This window comes from Paenibacillus sp. CFBP13512, assembly GCF_005233705.1.
GTDB lineage: Bacteria > Bacillota > Bacilli > Paenibacillales > Paenibacillaceae > Saccharibacillus > Saccharibacillus nuruki.
In genome coordinates this window covers 365,260-383,219 of the sequence record NZ_QGAD01000003.1, presented here as the reverse complement: position 1 = coordinate 383,219, position 17,960 = coordinate 365,260, and the positions used below count along the sequence as shown (strand labels likewise).

13 protein-coding genes are annotated in these 17,960 nt (G+C 40.2%); 3 read left to right on the top strand and 10 right to left on the bottom strand.

What is annotated here, in order from left to right; all coding sequences use genetic code 11:
* Window positions 1-91: 91 nt before the first annotated feature.
* The 3 genes from PaeCFBP13512_RS06120 to PaeCFBP13512_RS06110 all read right to left on the bottom strand — a co-directional run bounded on the left by PaeCFBP13512_RS06120 (window position 92) and on the right by PaeCFBP13512_RS06110 (window position 4,621).
* Window positions 92-532, bottom strand: a complete 441-nt coding sequence (locus tag PaeCFBP13512_RS06120) for a GNAT family N-acetyltransferase (protein WP_137221897.1) — start codon at window positions 530-532, stop codon at window positions 92-94.
* A 23-nt stretch (window positions 533-555) separates the two neighbouring features.
* Entirely contained in the window at window positions 556-1,578 is a 1,023-nt protein-coding gene (locus PaeCFBP13512_RS06115; protein ID WP_137221895.1) for an acyltransferase family protein, read from the bottom strand.
* 304 nt (window positions 1,579-1,882) lie between these two features.
* Window positions 1,883-4,621: an alpha-L-rhamnosidase gene (locus PaeCFBP13512_RS06110; protein ID WP_137221892.1), complete on the bottom strand. Its 2,739-nt coding sequence runs from the start codon at window positions 4,619-4,621 to the stop codon at window positions 1,883-1,885.
* Between the two features lie 162 nt (window positions 4,622-4,783).
* On the opposite strand from PaeCFBP13512_RS06110, the gene PaeCFBP13512_RS06105 reads away from it, so the two are divergent.
* Window positions 4,784-5,662, top strand: coding sequence for an AraC family transcriptional regulator (locus tag PaeCFBP13512_RS06105; protein ID WP_137221890.1), 879 nt, complete (start codon window positions 4,784-4,786; stop codon window positions 5,660-5,662).
* Here the strand turns inward: PaeCFBP13512_RS06105 and PaeCFBP13512_RS06100 are convergent.
* Window positions 5,659-6,717, bottom strand: a complete 1,059-nt coding sequence (locus tag PaeCFBP13512_RS06100; RefSeq protein WP_137221887.1) for an LLM class flavin-dependent oxidoreductase — start codon at window positions 6,715-6,717, stop codon at window positions 5,659-5,661. The two genes, PaeCFBP13512_RS06105 and PaeCFBP13512_RS06100, sit on opposite strands and share 4 nt — an antisense overlap.
* Window positions 6,718-6,836: 119 nt before the next feature.
* Complete coding sequence (locus PaeCFBP13512_RS06095) at window positions 6,837-8,504, bottom strand: diguanylate cyclase (protein ID WP_137221882.1); 1,668 nt, start codon at window positions 8,502-8,504, stop codon at window positions 6,837-6,839.
* 299 nt (window positions 8,505-8,803) lie between these two features.
* On the opposite strand from PaeCFBP13512_RS06095, the gene coaA reads away from it, so the two are divergent.
* Together coaA and PaeCFBP13512_RS06085 are read left to right on the top strand one after the other, a co-directional pair.
* On the top strand, window positions 8,804-9,733 hold the full coding sequence (coaA, locus tag PaeCFBP13512_RS06090) for a type I pantothenate kinase (RefSeq protein ID WP_069328308.1): 930 nt from the start codon (window positions 8,804-8,806) through the stop codon (window positions 9,731-9,733).
* 33 nt (window positions 9,734-9,766) lie between these two features.
* Window positions 9,767-10,135 (top strand): DUF423 domain-containing protein, encoded by a 369-nt coding sequence (locus tag PaeCFBP13512_RS06085; protein WP_069328307.1) that lies wholly within the window; start codon window positions 9,767-9,769, stop codon window positions 10,133-10,135.
* Window positions 10,136-10,300: 165 nt separating this feature from the next.
* Here the strand turns inward: PaeCFBP13512_RS06085 and PaeCFBP13512_RS06080 are convergent, their stop codons facing one another.
* The 5 genes from PaeCFBP13512_RS06080 to PaeCFBP13512_RS06060 form a co-directional block, all read right to left on the bottom strand.
* A complete protein-coding gene (locus PaeCFBP13512_RS06080; protein WP_137221881.1) occupies window positions 10,301-13,150 on the bottom strand; it encodes a chitinase N-terminal domain-containing protein in 2,850 nt (949 codons plus the stop codon).
* A 316-nt stretch (window positions 13,151-13,466) separates the two neighbouring features.
* A complete protein-coding gene (locus PaeCFBP13512_RS06075) occupies window positions 13,467-14,579 on the bottom strand; it encodes an NADH:flavin oxidoreductase (RefSeq protein WP_137221880.1) in 1,113 nt (370 codons plus the stop codon).
* A 196-nt stretch (window positions 14,580-14,775) separates the two neighbouring features.
* Window positions 14,776-15,789 carry an AI-2E family transporter gene (locus PaeCFBP13512_RS06070; RefSeq protein WP_069328304.1) on the bottom strand — a complete coding sequence of 338 codons (1,014 nt, stop codon included), beginning with the start codon at window positions 15,787-15,789 and terminating at the stop codon, window positions 14,776-14,778.
* A 156-nt stretch (window positions 15,790-15,945) separates the two neighbouring features.
* Window positions 15,946-16,998 carry an aldo/keto reductase gene (locus PaeCFBP13512_RS06065; RefSeq protein WP_137221878.1) on the bottom strand — a complete coding sequence of 351 codons (1,053 nt, stop codon included), beginning with the start codon at window positions 16,996-16,998 and terminating at the stop codon, window positions 15,946-15,948.
* Window positions 16,999-17,151: 153 nt separating this feature from the next.
* Window positions 17,152-17,949: a helix-turn-helix transcriptional regulator gene (locus tag PaeCFBP13512_RS06060; RefSeq protein WP_083243549.1), complete on the bottom strand. Its 798-nt coding sequence runs from the start codon at window positions 17,947-17,949 to the stop codon at window positions 17,152-17,154.
* Window positions 17,950-17,960: the final 11 nt, after the last annotated feature.

Below are 17,960 nucleotides of genomic sequence, written 5' to 3'. Positions count from 1 at the left end.
ACCCACGCAATCAATCATAATAAAAAAACGTTAGTGAAGTATCTGCAACAGATTCTATTATTGATCTGTTCAACACATACTTCATTAACGTTTAAGAGAAATGCTTGATCATTTGACGATGATTAATGCCGACTTCAGTAAAAGGTTCTCCGATCGACAAGTAATTCATTTTTTCATAAAAAGGAATAGCATTCTCACGCGCATGTAACATAATCGTTGTATATCCTTCAGCCACTGCTATATGTTCGGCGAGTTCGACTAACTTTTTACCTACTTGCTTTCCTCTAGCCGTTTCACTCACAGCAACCTGCTTCATCTGTAATTGCTGGGAATCAAGCGGACGTAATAACAGAATACCGATAGTGTCTTTATCAAGAGTGGCACAGATATGAATATCTTGTTGCTCTTGTTGCCACGGATCGTCCCAGATACTGAGTCCCAGAGGTTGCCGTAACACCTGATCACGTAATTCCAGACAAGCTCGATATTGATCTGTATTCCAATCGATGCGCTGTACTTTCATATCCTCCATATGTTCCTCCACCTATACTTGGTTTATTCAGTCTGGCTTTTGCGATTAGAACGACTCTGGCTATGTTTTAATAATAATTTCATTTTAGGTTCGACTAACCATTTGAAAAGGTAACGGATACTGCTAAAAGATAATACCATCGTTAACATAATGCCTAAAGGAATTAATAATAACTTCTCAGTTGTCGTTGTAAAATGAGCATAAGCATCGCCTGCTGTCAGATACAATACAATAAATCCGTGTAGGAGATACGTATATAGCGTATTTGTCCCCATCGTCGATATCCATGGAAGTGAGCGCTGAGGAATCAAAATCATTACCATTCCACCAATCAGTACAGCAGCCACATAGACAGCAACTCGATAAAGTCCAGCACTCCATTCAGGATGTCCTAACGATTCATAGGAGAAGCTTCCGAAAAAGCATTCTTTTTTATACATATAACCATACGAAGACATTATCACATACGTTAATATCAATCCGACGCCTGAAATGATACGCATTGTAGTGGTACGCAACTTCTCGATCCATGATTTATCCATATAATAACCGATTAGAAAGAAAGGGAAAAACACAAGTGTACGCGATACGCTGGCGTAATATTGAGCATCATTTGCATATCCAGCAAGTATAGCGATCCCAATAACAATAGGTAGAGCATAACGAATACGAATAATATAAGGCATTGCGACTTTCCACAAAATCATACTTAAAAAGAACCACATCAACCAGTAAGGGGTAAAATAAGAAAACTTCAATTCTGCTCGATCATATATCCAGAAATCAAATAACGAATATAATGACTCAAACAGCAAATAAGGCACAATTAATCGACTGATAACTTTATTCAAATAATCACCGCTACCAATATTTTTAGCAAAGTAACCGGATATCAGCACGAATAAGGGAATATGAAATGTATAAATCATCAAATAAATTGGTCGCAGTACTGGATCTTCATTTAAAGGCTCAATTAAATGGCCAATAACGACCAATGTAATCAGAAGGAATTTTAAATTATCAAAATAATAATCTCTCGTGTTCATCTCTTTCGCTCCTTTGCTAGAAGAAAAATGCTATCAAAGACTAGCCGTTCTTCTAGTTCTGTGCTGAGAGGGCACGTTATTATAGGGGTATCTATAGGAATTGAATTGTAAATTTATGCATGTTTTACCCTACAATATTGTTCGTGAATCGCTAACACATTTCGTACGATTATAACAATGCTTGTATGACTATGCCACTTTAGCGTATCACCCAGATCATTTTCCAAATGCAAAAAGCCCTGTTAAATGATGCATTAACAGAGCTTTTTGATGTGATTATAAATGGAGAATACATGGTATGTTATCAACTGATAGGCTTCTGTGTATACGTGAAATGATAATGACCAGAACCAATCGTTACAGAAATAGCTCTTTGGATTTCTTGTACAGTCTGAATCCCTTGAACATCCTGTAATGACTGATCATTTTCTTGGATCGAAGATAATAGCACATTCTCTAAGATAACGTCAGCAGTGGTATTTGGCGGAATAATGACTTCCAGTTGCCGCTTCTCCCCAATTTCTATCCAACTACATAAAATAGTACCGTAAGCAGACTCTAACGTCGCCCGGGCAGAAGTAATCTCTCCTTCTCCATACAGCGGATGAATCTTAACTTTCTTGTAAGCTGGAAGACTCTCATCCATATCGAGGCCTGCTACATAACGATACAACCATTCTCCTATAGCGCCATAGGCATAATGATTATACGAGTTCATATCGTCCGGCCAGAATGAACCGTCTGGCTTAATACTGTCCCAATGTTCCCAGATCGTTGTGGCTCCTTTGGAAAGAGGATATAACCAGGATGGGTATTGTTCTTGGAGTAATAACTTGATCGCTGTATCGTGATACCCATGATCTGACAATGCAAAGCACAGATACGGTGTGCCTACAAATCCAGTTGTTAAATGATAACCATTTTGGATCACTAAACGATTCAATTCTAAAGCAGTACGTTGTTGATCATGTTCATCTAGCAAATCAAACATTAATGCGAGAGCATGTGCAGTCTGTGTCGGTGCAGCTAAACGTCCGGCAGGCGTTACAAATTCATGACGGTACGCTTGAATAATCTGCTGAAGACGTTCGCTGTACAATTGTTCATCTTCTACTTCTCCCAACACGACAGCCGTATCACGTACAATCCGTGTAGAATAAGCAAAATAGGAAGTCGCTACCAAATCCGTAGGCGTTGATCCCATATAACTATTTTCTTTAGCATCCAATGCTAACCAATCGCCAAAATGAAATCCTGTATTCCATAGATAATGATTATTGCCTTGATTGTAAATATAGTCGACCCATGCCTTCATACTGCTATATTGTTCTTGCAATAACTTCTTATCTCCATAATGCAAATACATAACCCACGGACAGATAACGGCTGCATCGCCCCATGCCGCTGAACCAGGCAGTTCTGTATCCCCTTTCTCCTCGTCTAACACACTTAGCACATCAGGCACAACAAATGGTACACTGCCATTGGAACGCTGATCTGCACTAAGATCACGTAACCATTTTTGGAAAAAAGGTGCGATATTATAATTGTAAGCTGCTATACGTATAAATACCTGTGCATCACCTGTCCAGCCTAAGCGCTCATCTCGTTGCGGGCAATCGGTAGGCACATCCAGAAAATTCCCCCGCTGACCCCAGACAATATTGCTTTGCAACTGATTGATTAACGGATGAGAACATTCAAATGAACCGGCAATAGGCATATCTGAATGCATCACTTCTCCAGTGAACACCTCCAGTAATTGCCGATTAGTGAGATAATCCAGTCCTTCGACTTGAACATAACGAAATCCTTGAAATGAAAAGCGTGGTGCATGACTGATCTGACGATCTTGTGTATCATCAGCTATATAATGAACCGCCTGCTTAGCAGTTCGCAAATTCCCCCGATAAAAGTTCCCTTGTTGATCTAGAATTTCAGCATGATATAAGGTATATGATGCGCCAGCAGGTAATACACCTGTAAAACGTACTCGTCCTACCATATTCTGCCCCATATCCAATACCGTTTCTCCAGCAGGTGTATGTATAACATCTACAGGAGTCAACACTTCAGTCACTCGAACAGCCCAATTTTCTTGAGCAATCAGATGATGATAAGGTAGTTCTAATACCTTCACTTTGGGCCAATCTGAAGCATCAAATAACGGTTGATCCCAACCTTGCTGTTCTAAGGAAGCATCATAATGTTCTCCATCGTAAATAGAAGCTAGTGTAATAGGACTGGGTGCACTTTGCCATGATGTATCTGTACCTATGATTACTTCTTGTCCATCCTCATACCGAAGATGAAGCTGTAACAATAACGCTTTATGTTCTCCGTAATGCTGACGCTGATTCTCCCAACCGAGACGACCGCTATACCATCCATCGGCTAGACTTACCCCTATCGCATTGTCTCCCATGTGCAGATATGCTGTCACATCATAAGTCTGATACTGATGACGATGGTTATAACTTGTCCATCCCGGTGTAAACCATTCATTTCCTACACGTGTCCCATTGATCGTCAGCTCATATAATCCAGCCGCTGTGGTATAGATACGTGCAGAGATCGGTCGACTGGGTAGATTCAATGACTTGCGTAGTTGAAAAACAGATTCGGGTTGCGCATTATGCCATTCTTGCTCCGACGTAATCCACTCTGCTTGCCACTCTGACTGATCAAAGAAAGCCGTCTCCCACCATTGAATAGCACTCCATGCTGACGTTCTTTCCGATTGATCTTGAACTTGGACACGATAATAATAACGTGTTTGAGATTGTAAAGGTGAGCCTGCATACTGAACTTGAATCGATTGATCGCTTTTCACATGGCCAGAATCCCAACAGAGTTGTTGCCAGTTCTGGATATCTTGCGATACCTGTATCCGATAACTAGCTTGTACAGTGGCTCGCTGATCCGATTGAATGATCCAGCTAAATTGAGGATGAGATTGATCGCTACCTAACCATTCGCTACGATATTCGCATTGAAGTTGTATCACTTCTAATCCACTAGGTTGTAACAGAGTATCTTTCATTCGACCCACGCTCCTTCTATCCTAAGATATATACATCTATGAGATGATCTTTTCTTGAGATGAATTCCTTTTTATCATACGATAGTTGTAAGCGTTTAACATGGTGTATTCGGACATCATTAGATGGTGAATCAGACATCAGAAAGGACGGAATAACATCTTATGACAATCAAACGCAGAATAGATACGCTGATAGGCGACTACTTTTTCAACAAAGAAATTCCGATCTATATTAATCGAGTCGCAGAATCATATGAACTGCATGAACATATTCATGATTTTTTAGAATTAAATTATGTAAGTGAAGGTACAGGAAGTCATGTCATTAATGGCGTGACCTCTTCTGTCAAAAAAGGAGACCTATTTCTTCTGCCGATGGGCATCTCTCATGTATATCGCCCTTCCACAGCCAGTGATGCCGATCCGTTGATTGTATACAATTGTGTGGTTGATGCGGATTCGCTATTAGAGGTGTTGTCTACTTATCCGGGAAGTGAGGTAATTGAGCCTTTATTAAAAGAAAAGCAATATCGTTACTATGATGATCGCTGGCAACAATTTCAGCGTTTATTTGAGCAAGTGTACGAAGAATATCAGCGAGGTCGTGAAGGTTGGGTGATATCGGTCTATACCTATGTTATTCAGATTTTGATTCATTTACAGCGCTTGGATACAGAAGCTCAATTACGGATACAACCCTCCTCTTCAGGATGGGAAGATATGGTGCATGAACTTCATACTAATTATGCAGGGTCTATTGCTGTATCGGAGATGGCGGCAAAAATGAAAATTAGTGTTCGTCAGCTTCATCGCTTATTTGTTAAGCATACTGGAGCATCAATGTCTCATTATGTACAGAAGATACGTATTCAAGCAGCTTGTGATTTGTTGCGAACTACTGATCTGTTGATTAGTGAGGTCAGCGAGCAGGTTGGGTATCATGATGTATCTTATTTTCATGCTTTATTCAAAAGAAAAACCGGCTCTGCTCCGAAAGCATATCGCCGGTTAGTTCGTTCTATGAGTTTAGAAAATAATTAACTATTTACAGTATTACGAATCTGAGCCACTTCGCTAATAATTTCATAAGAGCGTAGTCTAGCCTGATGATCGTACAACATACCTGTTACAATCAATTCATCTGCACCTGTATCTGCAATATATTGTGTTAGTTGTTGTTTTACTTTTTCAGGGCTACCTTTGATCGTAGAGCGTAGTTGTTGCTCCACTGCATCTTTTTCATAAGGTGTCCATTTGCTAGACATATCTGTAGGCGGTTGAACTTGACCTGTTTTGCCACGAATAATATTCAAGAATTGCTGTTGCATCGTGGTACCTAACCATTCTGCTTCTTCATCGGTATCGGCAGCAATTGCATTGACACCCACCATAGCATATGGTTTGTCCAAAATAGCAGATGGTTCAAAATGATGACGATAGACAGCTAATGCACGCTGGGTATAATCTGGTGAAAAATGACCTGCAAAAGCAAACGGTAATCCTTTTTGACCGGCTAATTGAGCACTAAAATCACTAGAACCTAACAACCAGATCGGAATATTTAAGCCTTCACCGGGTACAGCACGAATCGGTGCGTGATAAGAAGTCGCTGATGCATCAAAAAAGGACGTTAATTCTTGTAACAATTCAGGGAAATCTTCTCCACTGTCCAATTGACGGCGTAATGCGAGTGTTGTACGACGGTCACTACCTGGCGCACGTCCAAGCCCTAGATCAATCCGACCTGGATACATCGATTCCAAAGTACCGAATTGCTCTGCAATCACAAGTGGAGCATGGTTTGGAAGCATGATTCCACCAGAACCGACACGAATAGTTGAAGTTCCTGCGGCTAAATAGCCAATAACTACTGAAGTTGCTGAACTCGCAATCCCGGGCATATTATGATGCTCGGCAACCCAGTACCGATTGTAGCCCCATTTTTCAGCATGTTGTGCCATATCTAGACTGTTTTTAAAAGCTTCGCCTGCGGTTGATCCTGCTGTAATAGGTGCAAGGTCAAGTACAGATATCGGTATATTTCCTAATGTATTAGTAGAATGTGATGAATCTGAATGTTGGTGTTGTTCAGACATAATGAATACCTCCTTCTTGTTAATTATGGATGGTCTTATGGATTCACTATCTCTATAGTATACACCTAATTGTTATTAATTATAAGTTATTTATTAAAAATAACTAAATATCTTCTCAATCATTCTATATGTTTGGATATATCTTCGCCACAAATGACCTGATTACGCCCCGCCTTTTTCGCTTCATACAAATAATGATCAGCGATAGCGAGCAATTCTGAACTCGATTGAGCGTGATCAGTAATCGTTGCAATACCGATACTGGCTGTCACCGGTAAGTTACCTGTAATCGGGCTCCAATCTGCTGAACGAATCGCTTCACATAACATATTCGCATACACCCGTCCTTGCTTAAGATCCGTTTCCGGGAAGACGGCTACAAATTCTTCCCCACCAATTCGGGCTACAGCTCCAAGCGATGGAATCGTCAAAGAGAGTATCTTAGCGACATGAACAAGTACAATATCGCCAACTTCATGAGACAATGTATCATTGATTAATTTGAAAAAATCCAGATCGATCATCGCTACGGTTAGAGGTTGATTGAGTACAATGCACCGTTCTAGCAATTTGTTCATATGCACATCCATAAAACGGCGATTATGCAATCCTGTCAACGGATCACGCAGTGCCATTTCTTTGAAATACTCACTATCTCGCTTCGCTTCTTCAGCATCATACACAATCTGCAATATCCGTGCTCTGGTCTCGCGCTGTGTAGAACGTAACGTTTCATTTTCTTTGAAAAACATACGATGTTCTTCATAAGCTTCTTGGTAGCGATTGGAAGCGGCATACCATTCTGAACGTTCCAACCGTACTTTGACACTAAGACGACCCAGCCCGTGTTCTTCTGAAATATGAGCAGCTTCATTTAGCGTTTTCTCAGCTTCATGCAACTTCCCTTGCAGACGTTGTGCTTTGGCAACCGTTAATAGACATTCGGGCAATGTAGCCAGTTCACCTAATTTGCGTCTACCTACCGGCTCATCTAGCAAAGGTTTTAACGTTTTTTCAGCTTCTTCTGGACGACCAGCTTGAATTTCAATAACAGCGATTGTATCTAATTGTTGCGCTTCTAAAGGTACTTTATGTTTAACACTGAGTTCACGCATTTGATCAATTAATTTGAGTGTCTCAGGAATATTTTCACGTTCATAATGCGTATACGCCATATTATTGAGAACGAACATCGATATCTGAAAATCATTAGTATTGGTAGCGATCTCTAGCACTTCTTGAAAACGATGCACTGAATCTTCATATGCGCCTACTTCATCTAACGTTAACGCCAGTGTCATTAGATGGTCGGCACGGATCGGCAAAGAAGCATCTTCTGGCAAATATTTAAAACCAATCACAGCATTTTCCAGAGCACTCTCGCTATCTCCGATACGTCTATAAAAAGCGGCTAATAAGCGATGACTACGTGCTAATAAATAATGATGATTATGATCAAGTGCCCATTTATTGATCGTACGGATTTTGCGTCCACCTTCTGCAATTTTACCTTGTCTGCCCATAATATCTGCATGAATGAGTTGAGTACGAATAATCAAATCTTCAACATTAAGCGACTTAGCAATTTCCAGACTTTTGCGAACTTCATAGACCGAAAGATTAACATTACGATAAGGCATCATTTCAAGCGTTTCTAGTAGTGTGGCAAAAGACTCAGGAGTATGCACAATAGATGCATCGCTCAATAAGGATTTGGTATGCAATTCACGATTAAATATAGCTTTGTCCTGATCGGAAGATTGTGAGTATTCATATTTTTCGGACAAAATATTTCCTCCTTATAGCCCGTCATCATGAGATCATTATGCATAGGGTTTTATAAACTCAACAATGTAATACTTATATTACCATTATGTATATCTAGAAAGAATAGTGTCTTGTCTACCTTATGCTATTCCAGATACAAGAAGCAAGATTGATGTTAGCTATTTGTAAGGATAATCAGCAATATTAGCTCAACACCAGTATTTAGAAGGTCAATAGCGATGCAAATTAAACCTTTAGAGGTTTTTCATTGTAAAGTTTGGTACACTAGAAATAAAAAATTCTCAGAAAGTGAGAGCACATGAAACGATATTCGCCATACATCGAGTTTGATCGTAAGGAATGGGCTTCCTTAAAAGATCACGATACACCACTATCTTTGACCGAGGTTGAATTAGAAAAACTACGTGGATTAAATGAACAGGTCTCTCTCCAGGAAGTGGAAGAGGTCTATTTACCGCTGACTCATCTGATTCATCTTTACGTGGGTGCTTCTCAACAGCTCCACCAATTAACGACTTCTTTTTTACAGAAAAAAGCCCGTAAAACGCCTTACATTATTGGGATTGCTGGTAGTGTCGCTGTAGGCAAAAGTACCACAGCACGCTTGATCCAGACCTTGCTTACCCGCTGGGACACGCATCGCAAAGTCGATCTGGTGACCACAGATGGTTTTCTGTATCCGAATGCGGTTCTTGAAGAGAATGGGATTATGAATCGGAAAGGATTCCCTGAAAGTTACGATATTAAGCGCTTAATTCAGTTTATTGGAGAAGTGAAATCTGGTAAGCCGAAAGTAAAAGCACCTAAGTATTCACATTTAACTTATGATATTCTGCCAGATGAAGAAAGTGTCATCGACCATCCTGATATTCTGATTGTTGAAGGAATCAATGTTTTGCAGGTGAAAAAAGACAGTCCGCTATTCGTGAGCGACTTCTTCGACTTCTCGATCTTTATTGATGCAGAAGAGAAAAATATCGCTCGTTGGTATGTAGAGCGCTTCCAATTGTTACGCCAGACTGCTTTTCAGAATCCAGACTCTTATTTCCATTCTCGATTTGCAGATTTGTCTGAAGAAGAAGCTTTAGTCGTTGCTAACCATACATGGGAATCGATCAACGCCAAAAATCTACATGAAAATATCCTTCCTACCAAAGGACGCGCACAGCTGATTTTGAAAAAGGAAGCCAATCATACAATTCAAAATATCTATTTACGCAAATTATAAATAAAGGCATAGTTACGACTGGAGATGAATGAGATGCAAACGATACTGATTATAGGTTGTATGATGATGGTTTTAGCGGTCGCATTGGGGGCTTTTGGCGCTCATGCACTTAAGAAAAAGCTAAACGCGGATATGATGAAAGTATACGAGACAGGTGTACAATACCATATTGCGCATGGATTGGGTATGCTAGTCATAGGGACACTCGGACATAATCTCACCCATTCTTCGCTGGCTGTAACCGCAGGTTGGTTGCTGTTTGTGGGAATTATTTTATTTTCAGGAAGCTTATATGTACTTAGCTTTACTGGTGTTCGGAAATTAGGTGCGATTACTCCTCTCGGTGGTCTTGCTTTTATCGCTGGATGGATCGTATTGTTAGTGGCTGTTATGCAAGGGTAAGGATTTCTCACTATCTGGATGAATTGATAGAATCTACTTGAAGATGACTTTCCACAATCTCCAAAAAATAAAGCCTTGAACTTCGATACGGTTATGCGATATGCATACCGTTGAAGTTGAAGGCTTTTTTGTACATCATATTTGCTTCATACAGATAAAGTGCGATTATTGAGTAACTTTTACAGTGATGGCTTCGCTTTTCGTAACGCCAGAAGCATTGACCAATTCAGCCACATACTCATACGTACCTACTGGACGATCTGTGATACCACTAATGGCATGTTGCGCTTGAGGTGAACCTTCTTTTAGAGATTGAGTATCGATCAATTTACCATTTTCATATAAACGATATTCTGATCCATTCGTTCCCCACCATAGGTTCATACTCACTTGATAGTTACCGTCTCCATCCCAGTTATCATTCGATAATACGGACTTGGCAGGAGAAGCATCGGTTACGTTAACCACCAAAGGTTGGCTTTTCGTTGTACCGAATGAATTGGTTAATTCTAAAGTATACGTATACGAACCATTTACTTTACCTTTGATATCAGCTTGTACTACTTGTGCATTAGGTGATTGATCGGCAAGCTTTCCACTGCTGATCACTTGATCATTTTCATACAATTTATACGTAGAACCGTTATTGCCCCACCACATATTCATTGTAACTGTATAATTACCATCTTTAATTCCTGTGTCATGCCCATTATTGTCAGATAATACAGGTGTTCCTGGTACATCTGTTGCTAATGGATCTGTCACAACTGGTGGTTCTGTTGGCTCTGTAGGATCTGTTGGGTTGGTAGGATCAGTAGGTGTTGTTGCCACAGATGTAATATCTGCCGCACTTCTTGGCTTCAATTGGAATACACCTTTGAAAATAGTAGCTACTCCAGTGATATCTACAAACTGTCCATTTTGATAAGCAAAGTTCGCTTGTGTTAAGCCTGTGCGTGCGTCTACACGTGCATGTGTAGTTGCAGGTTGATCACCATATACATTGCTTGTTACATCAAATTCGAAAGAACCTGTAGGTGTAGCTGCAACGATATTGCTGATCTGTACATTTTTCAATTGTACCAATTGTCCTTGATTATACGTGTCTACAGCTACTGCTGTTTTTGCTGTCGGCAATGATGCAGTACCTGTTTTCTCGATACTTACCGGATCGGTCAATTCAAGCTCTGTATTGTATAAAGCTAATGGAGCTGTGACTTTGATAACATCTCCTTGATGAAATCCAGCTTGATTCTGGTAAACATAAATACCTGCTGTGTTATCTTGCAAATAAAAAGCTTGTCCACCAAAAGCACCTGGCTCTGTCGTTACAACGCCTTCAATCGTAACCACTTTACCTTCTGCTTGAGTACGAGCATTCGCTACGGTTGTTAATGCCGGTACTGGTTGTACCCCACCATTTTCCGCTGGCAAAGGTTCAGCAGGCACATTTGCAATCGTCACCGGAGTGGTTACTAGATTGCTACCATTCAGTCTTACACGTAGACTTGCTGTTCCTGTTGTGCCCGGCTTCACGCGGACCGTAATGTCTTTGTAAGCATGACCTTTGCTATCTGCGGTCAAGCTGTACGTTGAGCTGTATCCATAAGAAGTAGGCCATGTACCATCAGGATTCTGTACTTGCCCTACTTGTGTACCTCCTGTTAAGAAAATACCGCTACTGTAACCTGTGACTGTACTATTTGCTGCCAAGTTATCAGCGACAATACGAATTTGGAAAGGTTCAGCATTTGGCAACTCTGCTTGATGTACAAGACTATAAGTTGGCGATGTTACTGATACTGCACTGCCATAAGCACCTGGCTTAAATGTGGAAGAATCCCACCATTTGTATCCAGCCGCTGGAGCTGACCAAGGTTCTGCTTGAGGTTCAGTTGATGTTTGTGGAGCCTCGATTGGCAATAATGTCGTCGGTTGATCCAATTGCAGACCTTCTACTTGATCAAAGCTTGTATAGGTTTCTTTATCGGATAGCCAGTTGATCGTATTCACAAGCAATACGCCATCATCTACTTCTTTAAATCCATCATACGTTGTTTTTTTAGTGCCTGTTTCTTCACGTAGATATTTCGGAGAAGCATCTTCTACAGGTGAAGAATCACCGATAAATGCTGCTTTACCTCCTCCTAATTTGGAGACTGCTACATAAGGGCCTTCCGCAACACCGCCACCATTGTATACGCCTTGATCGACAGCATTACCCCACGCTGCATTCGTTTCTGGCAAGTAAACAATTCCTTTAGCTTTGGCTGGATCTGTAATAGCAAGTGTAGAACCGGCATGCATCGCTACACTACCTACACCTTCTGTAATTCCAAAAGCTTGATTCGGTGCAACCACTTGGTTAGCATTAATATCTCCTAAAGCGTTATAACGATAACGAATCCCGAAGTTATCAGATAACCAATCAGAGCTTGCTACTCCTTGCATCGCCGCAGAATTTTTCTCTTCTGTGCTCATGCCTTTCGTTGGATCTTCCCAAGCGCCACGACGGAAACCATTGATTGCTTCTGATCCGTCCCAACGATTTTTGTTACGATCGGCATTATAATGATCACCTACGAAGAAAATACTGCCACCGCTTTCAACATATTGTTTCATCGCAGCTTGTTCTGTTGTTTTGAACGGAACGTTAGGTTCTGCGATAACAAATACATCGTATTCACTCAAGTCACTGTATGTGATTGGTGTACTTTTGCGAAGTTCTTTCACATAGTAACCATCATTTGCGAGTGCATTTGCAAAATCTGAAAATCCGCCGTCGATGACCCAATCCGCTGCCCCTGCTGTCTGAGCATGACTGTTATCGAACAATACTTTTTTACCTGCATTCTCGTTAACCACTTTGGCTGCGATAAAAGGTGCTGGATCTGTAGGTCCTTCAGCATGAACTGCTGTTAATCCACCAAGCAAGCCTGTTTGCATTGGTAAAGCAATTGCCACCATTAGAGCATACTTTACCCAGCTTGATTTTATTCCACTACGTGTTACCATGTTTTGCCTCCTATGTACTGAAAGAATAGATATCTAACTCATATTATCATGGAAATATATTCAAAAGTAAGCTATTTTGTAAAAAAAGCAAAATAATTGGGTAATATTTTATTTTATTTTTACATTGTGAGACAGTTAAGTTTACATTACTTTTATAAATTCAGCTCAAATCACCAAAATAGATCATTATATCGGTAACATGTATACAAATACCTGATTTATGATCAAAAAAAGAGCAACCCTTGTGAAAAGGTTGCTCTACTTAATCTATATGGTTTGATTTTGTTACCTGTCTATTTAATTTGATACCTTCAGTTTAGCGTAAAGATTTCAGATCTTCTTGATCAAATGTTTTGATATCATCTGTACGTTGCTCGTGCAATTTCGTAGCCCATGCTGCATCACCGATCAATGCACGACCGACAGCCACTAGATCAAATTCCCCTGCATTTAATTTCGCATCCAATTCTTCAAGACGGATACTTTCAGAGACATCTTCAGTCTTATTACTTAAGAATACTTGATTAAGTCCTACAGAACCGACTGTGATTGTTGGTTTGCCTGTGATTTTTTTCGTCCAACCAGCAAGGTTAAGATCAGAACCTTCAAATTCAGGTTCCCAGAAGCGACGTGTAGAGCAATGGAAAATATCTACGCCAGCTTCAGACAACGGTTGTAAAAATTGAGTCAATTCTTCGGCTGTCTCGACAAGACGAGCATCATAATGATTCATTTTCCATTGTGAAAAGCGGAATACGATCGGATAATCAGGCCCTACAGCAGCACGGCAAGCTTTGACCACTTCAACACCAAAACGTGTACGTGCTACAAGATCGCCACCATACTCATCAGTACGTTGATTCGTTTGTGACCAGAAGAACTGATCGATTAAGTAACCATGTGCTCCATGAAGTTCTATACCATCAAAGCCTACTCGTTTGGCGTCGGCAGCGGCTTGAGCATACGCTTGAATGACTTCTTGAATCTCTTCTGTTGTCAACGGCTCATTTACTTTCTCACCGTTAATATCAAGACCGGATGGGCCGATCGGCCCAGCTTCTACATTCGGTAATGAACCGACTGGGCGAGCCATACCAACATGCCAGATTTGAGGCATGATTTTGCCGCCAACTTCGTGTACTTGTCTAACCACTTCTGCCCAACCATTCAAAGCTTCTTCGCCATGAAAAACAGGGATATCCGGGGAAGAGACAGCAGCAGGATGATTGATCGCTGTACCTTCTGTAATAATCAATGCGACTTCATTTTCAGCACGACTTCTATAATAAGTCGCTACATCTGCTCCAGGTACACCATTAGGTGAAAAATTACGTGTCATCGGAGCCATAACGATCCGATTAGACAATTCTAACTGTGGTGTATGAAAAGGAGTAAATAGTTCTGATGTTTTTGGTGAATTGACGCTCATATAAAATCCCTCCAAATATGAATAATTGTATACCTAAGTAGATCGATATGTTTATAAGGATATCATGTGCGATAATGAAAAGCTAATCGTAAATGTAAAATTTTTGTAAAAGCAAAAAACGTTCATACTCCATACAGGCAGCATAAACGTTTCAAATAGACTGTGATTACAACCCTATTTTATAACTAAAGATCCATTAGACACTGCCTTTTTTCTTACGAGTAACCCCGATCAAATCAAGGAAAAAGACAAATAACGGAATACCGATAATCAATCCCCATGGACCGATAAAGTGTTCAGAAAAAATAAGAACCACAAAAGTATAAAAAACAGGTAGATTGGTTTTACTGGACATTAATTTGGGATTTAAGAAATAAGCTTCAATCGCATGAATCACTACAACCAGAATCAGCAGATAGACAATGTACTTCACTCCACCGATACTGAAAGCAATCAATCCTAGCGGAACAAGCGATATAAATACACCTGCAACCGGTATTAAGCCTAACATAAAGATAATCAAAGCCAGACCTAATAAATTCGGGAAGCCCATAAACCAAAGCGCAATAATCGTAATAATACAGTTGATCAATGAAATCAATAATTGAGCTTCAATGACTTTACCAAACGTATCTAAAAACATTTTGCCGAAATAACCGACTTCTTTAAAAAACCAACCTAACTTACTTTCTTGAAAAGAAGACGTAAAACGTGTAATGTGCGCACGATCCAACAAGAAAAATAAGCTAAGCAATAATGCTATAAGTAACTGAGAACCTAATTTGCTAATTTTTAAAATAACATTAAAGCCGGGTTCGATAAAACGCTGTACATTTAACGTATTCAAAAAGTTAATAATGTACGGGTTCCATTCACTTTCGTGAGGGTGCCGATAGGCTTCAATAATCATTTCGTATAACTGAGTGACCTGCATAATCACTGTAGGCACCATTCGGTACACGCCCCAGGCAATAACAGCCAGCAAGATCAGATACACTAAAGGTAAAACAAAAAAGCGTGAAACATTAGGAATGAACGTTTGAAATAACTTCATAAGCCCATCATACATACTACCGATTAGAATCGTCAGCAGTAATGTAAGTAAAATAATATTCATCATACTTTGCATAGCAAAAATCACCAGAACAAGAATCGCAAGCACGATAATGCGCCGGATTCCATCGTGGTTAATCCATTCCCTTACCTTCATTCATAGACCTCATCTCTATTTATGTCCGCTCCTGTTATCATAACGTTTTTCTGCTTTCTTGTCATCGTAGCAACAAAAGGCAAAACATCATACACATAAAAAAAAGGAACCCACAAGTATATTACCTTGGGATTCCTTTTTTCAGTGTAATGTATATCACGAACGGGTATGACGCACCTGTTGTAATTGTTCTATTCTTGCTTGACTCCACATATCTATCATCCAGCCTGGATATTCACTAGGAATCTGACTGATCTTATCGAGTGTCTGTAATTCTTCTTCAGAAAATACAATATCGATGGCGCCTAGATTATCTTCTAACTGATGCATCTTCTTCGTGCCAATAATGACGCTGGTCACTGCACGTTGATGTAACAGCCATGCTAGAGCAAGTTGAGCTACCGAGGCTTCTTTTTGATTAGCCATTTCGATCAAAGTATCAATAATATCATACGCACGATCTTTATCTACAGGCGGGAAATCAAAATCATTGCGTCGACTGCCTTCAGAATTTTGCTGATCACGTGTAAATTTACCGCTTAATAAACCTCCTGCAAGTGGACTCCATACGAGCAATCCCATATCGTTATGACTATGTAGCATCGGGATAATCTCACGTTCCAGCTCACGACCTGCAAGTGTATAATACGCTTGTGTAGAAACAAATTTTTCAAGTCGATGCTGATTCGAAATTCCGATCGCTTGAGCGATTTGCCACGCTGCCCAGTTGGATACACCAATATAGCGAACCAATCCTTGGCGTACAAGGTCTGTTAAAGCTTGTAGTGATTCTTCTATCGAAGTAGCAGGATCGAATCCATGAAGTTGATACAGATCAATATGATCCATTTGTAGACGTTCCAGACTATTTTGGACACCATCCATAATATGATTGCGAGAAGAACCTTTCTGATTAGGAGAAGATCCCATGACACCGAACACTTTCGTAGCGACAACCACTTCTTCTCGTTTGACGCCTAAGTTGCGTAGCGCTTGTCCAGTAATTCTTTCTGAATTGCCTTCAGAGTAAATATCTGCGGTATCAATAAAGTTAATTCCTGCTTCCAACGCACGTGCTAGTAAAGTATCTGCTTCTTCTTGCTGTACTTTACCAACGATATCAAAATTTTCTCCGCCTCCAAACGTCATTGTGCCAAAACATAATTCAGATACAAATAGCCCGCTTGGACCTAATTGATTATAGTGCATCTATCGTTCCTCCTGTTCAATCTATACAATATAGTGTGGTTACTTTCTATATCCTATTCCATATGTATAGGTTCAACCACAGTACAGTTATGCTAGTAAAAAAACTAACAGGCAGCATGTGAGCTACCTGTTAGTTTAGGAACATAATATTCATTATGAGGAGACGGGTGAATAGATACACATATGATAATTGGGACTGTTGTCGAGTGTTGCCATCGAATTAGAGTCAAAAGTAACTATCTGTTGGGCACTAGGCATATGAATGTGTAAAAGACATGCTTTTTGAAGTTGAACATGATGTAAATTCCATATCGCTTCAAATTCAGGGCTATCCATACATAAACGTTGTACAAATTCTCTAAAAAAAAGATTTTCAGGATGGCGATTGTAATAGCTACGATAGACAGCGACACAACTAATCGTATACTCTTCCAAGTTCACGATCCGACTCCGAAATTCTTCGTTTAGAAAGACTAACCTCATAAAAAACCGTTCTTCAGGTAACATTGCGTCTAAATTGGAAAATAATTCATTGGCTGCTGGATTCCAAAAAATAAACTCTGACATATGATTCGTAATAATGGATGGGGAATGAAGTTGATTCAGAATATGTTGCCAATGCGGGCTTATGGTAGAGACATTTGCAATCGTCTCAGGCTCATTCGGATTCCAGAGCTGAAGCAAATGTACTCTTTCATCAGGATTCAATTGTAGCGCTCTGGCTATATTTTCAATCACATCGCGTGAAGCAGTCACATCTCTTCCCTGTTCTAACCACGTATAATACGTAGCACTTACACCAGCAAGTACAGCCACTTCTTCCCGTCGCAATCCCGGTGTTCTACGTTGACCGTACGAATGACTGAACCCTGCTTGTTCAGGTTGTAATTGATTCCGACGGGATTTGAGAAACGTTCCTAGCGTTCTCAGTTTGGTATTTTCTTGGATCATAGCGATCCCCT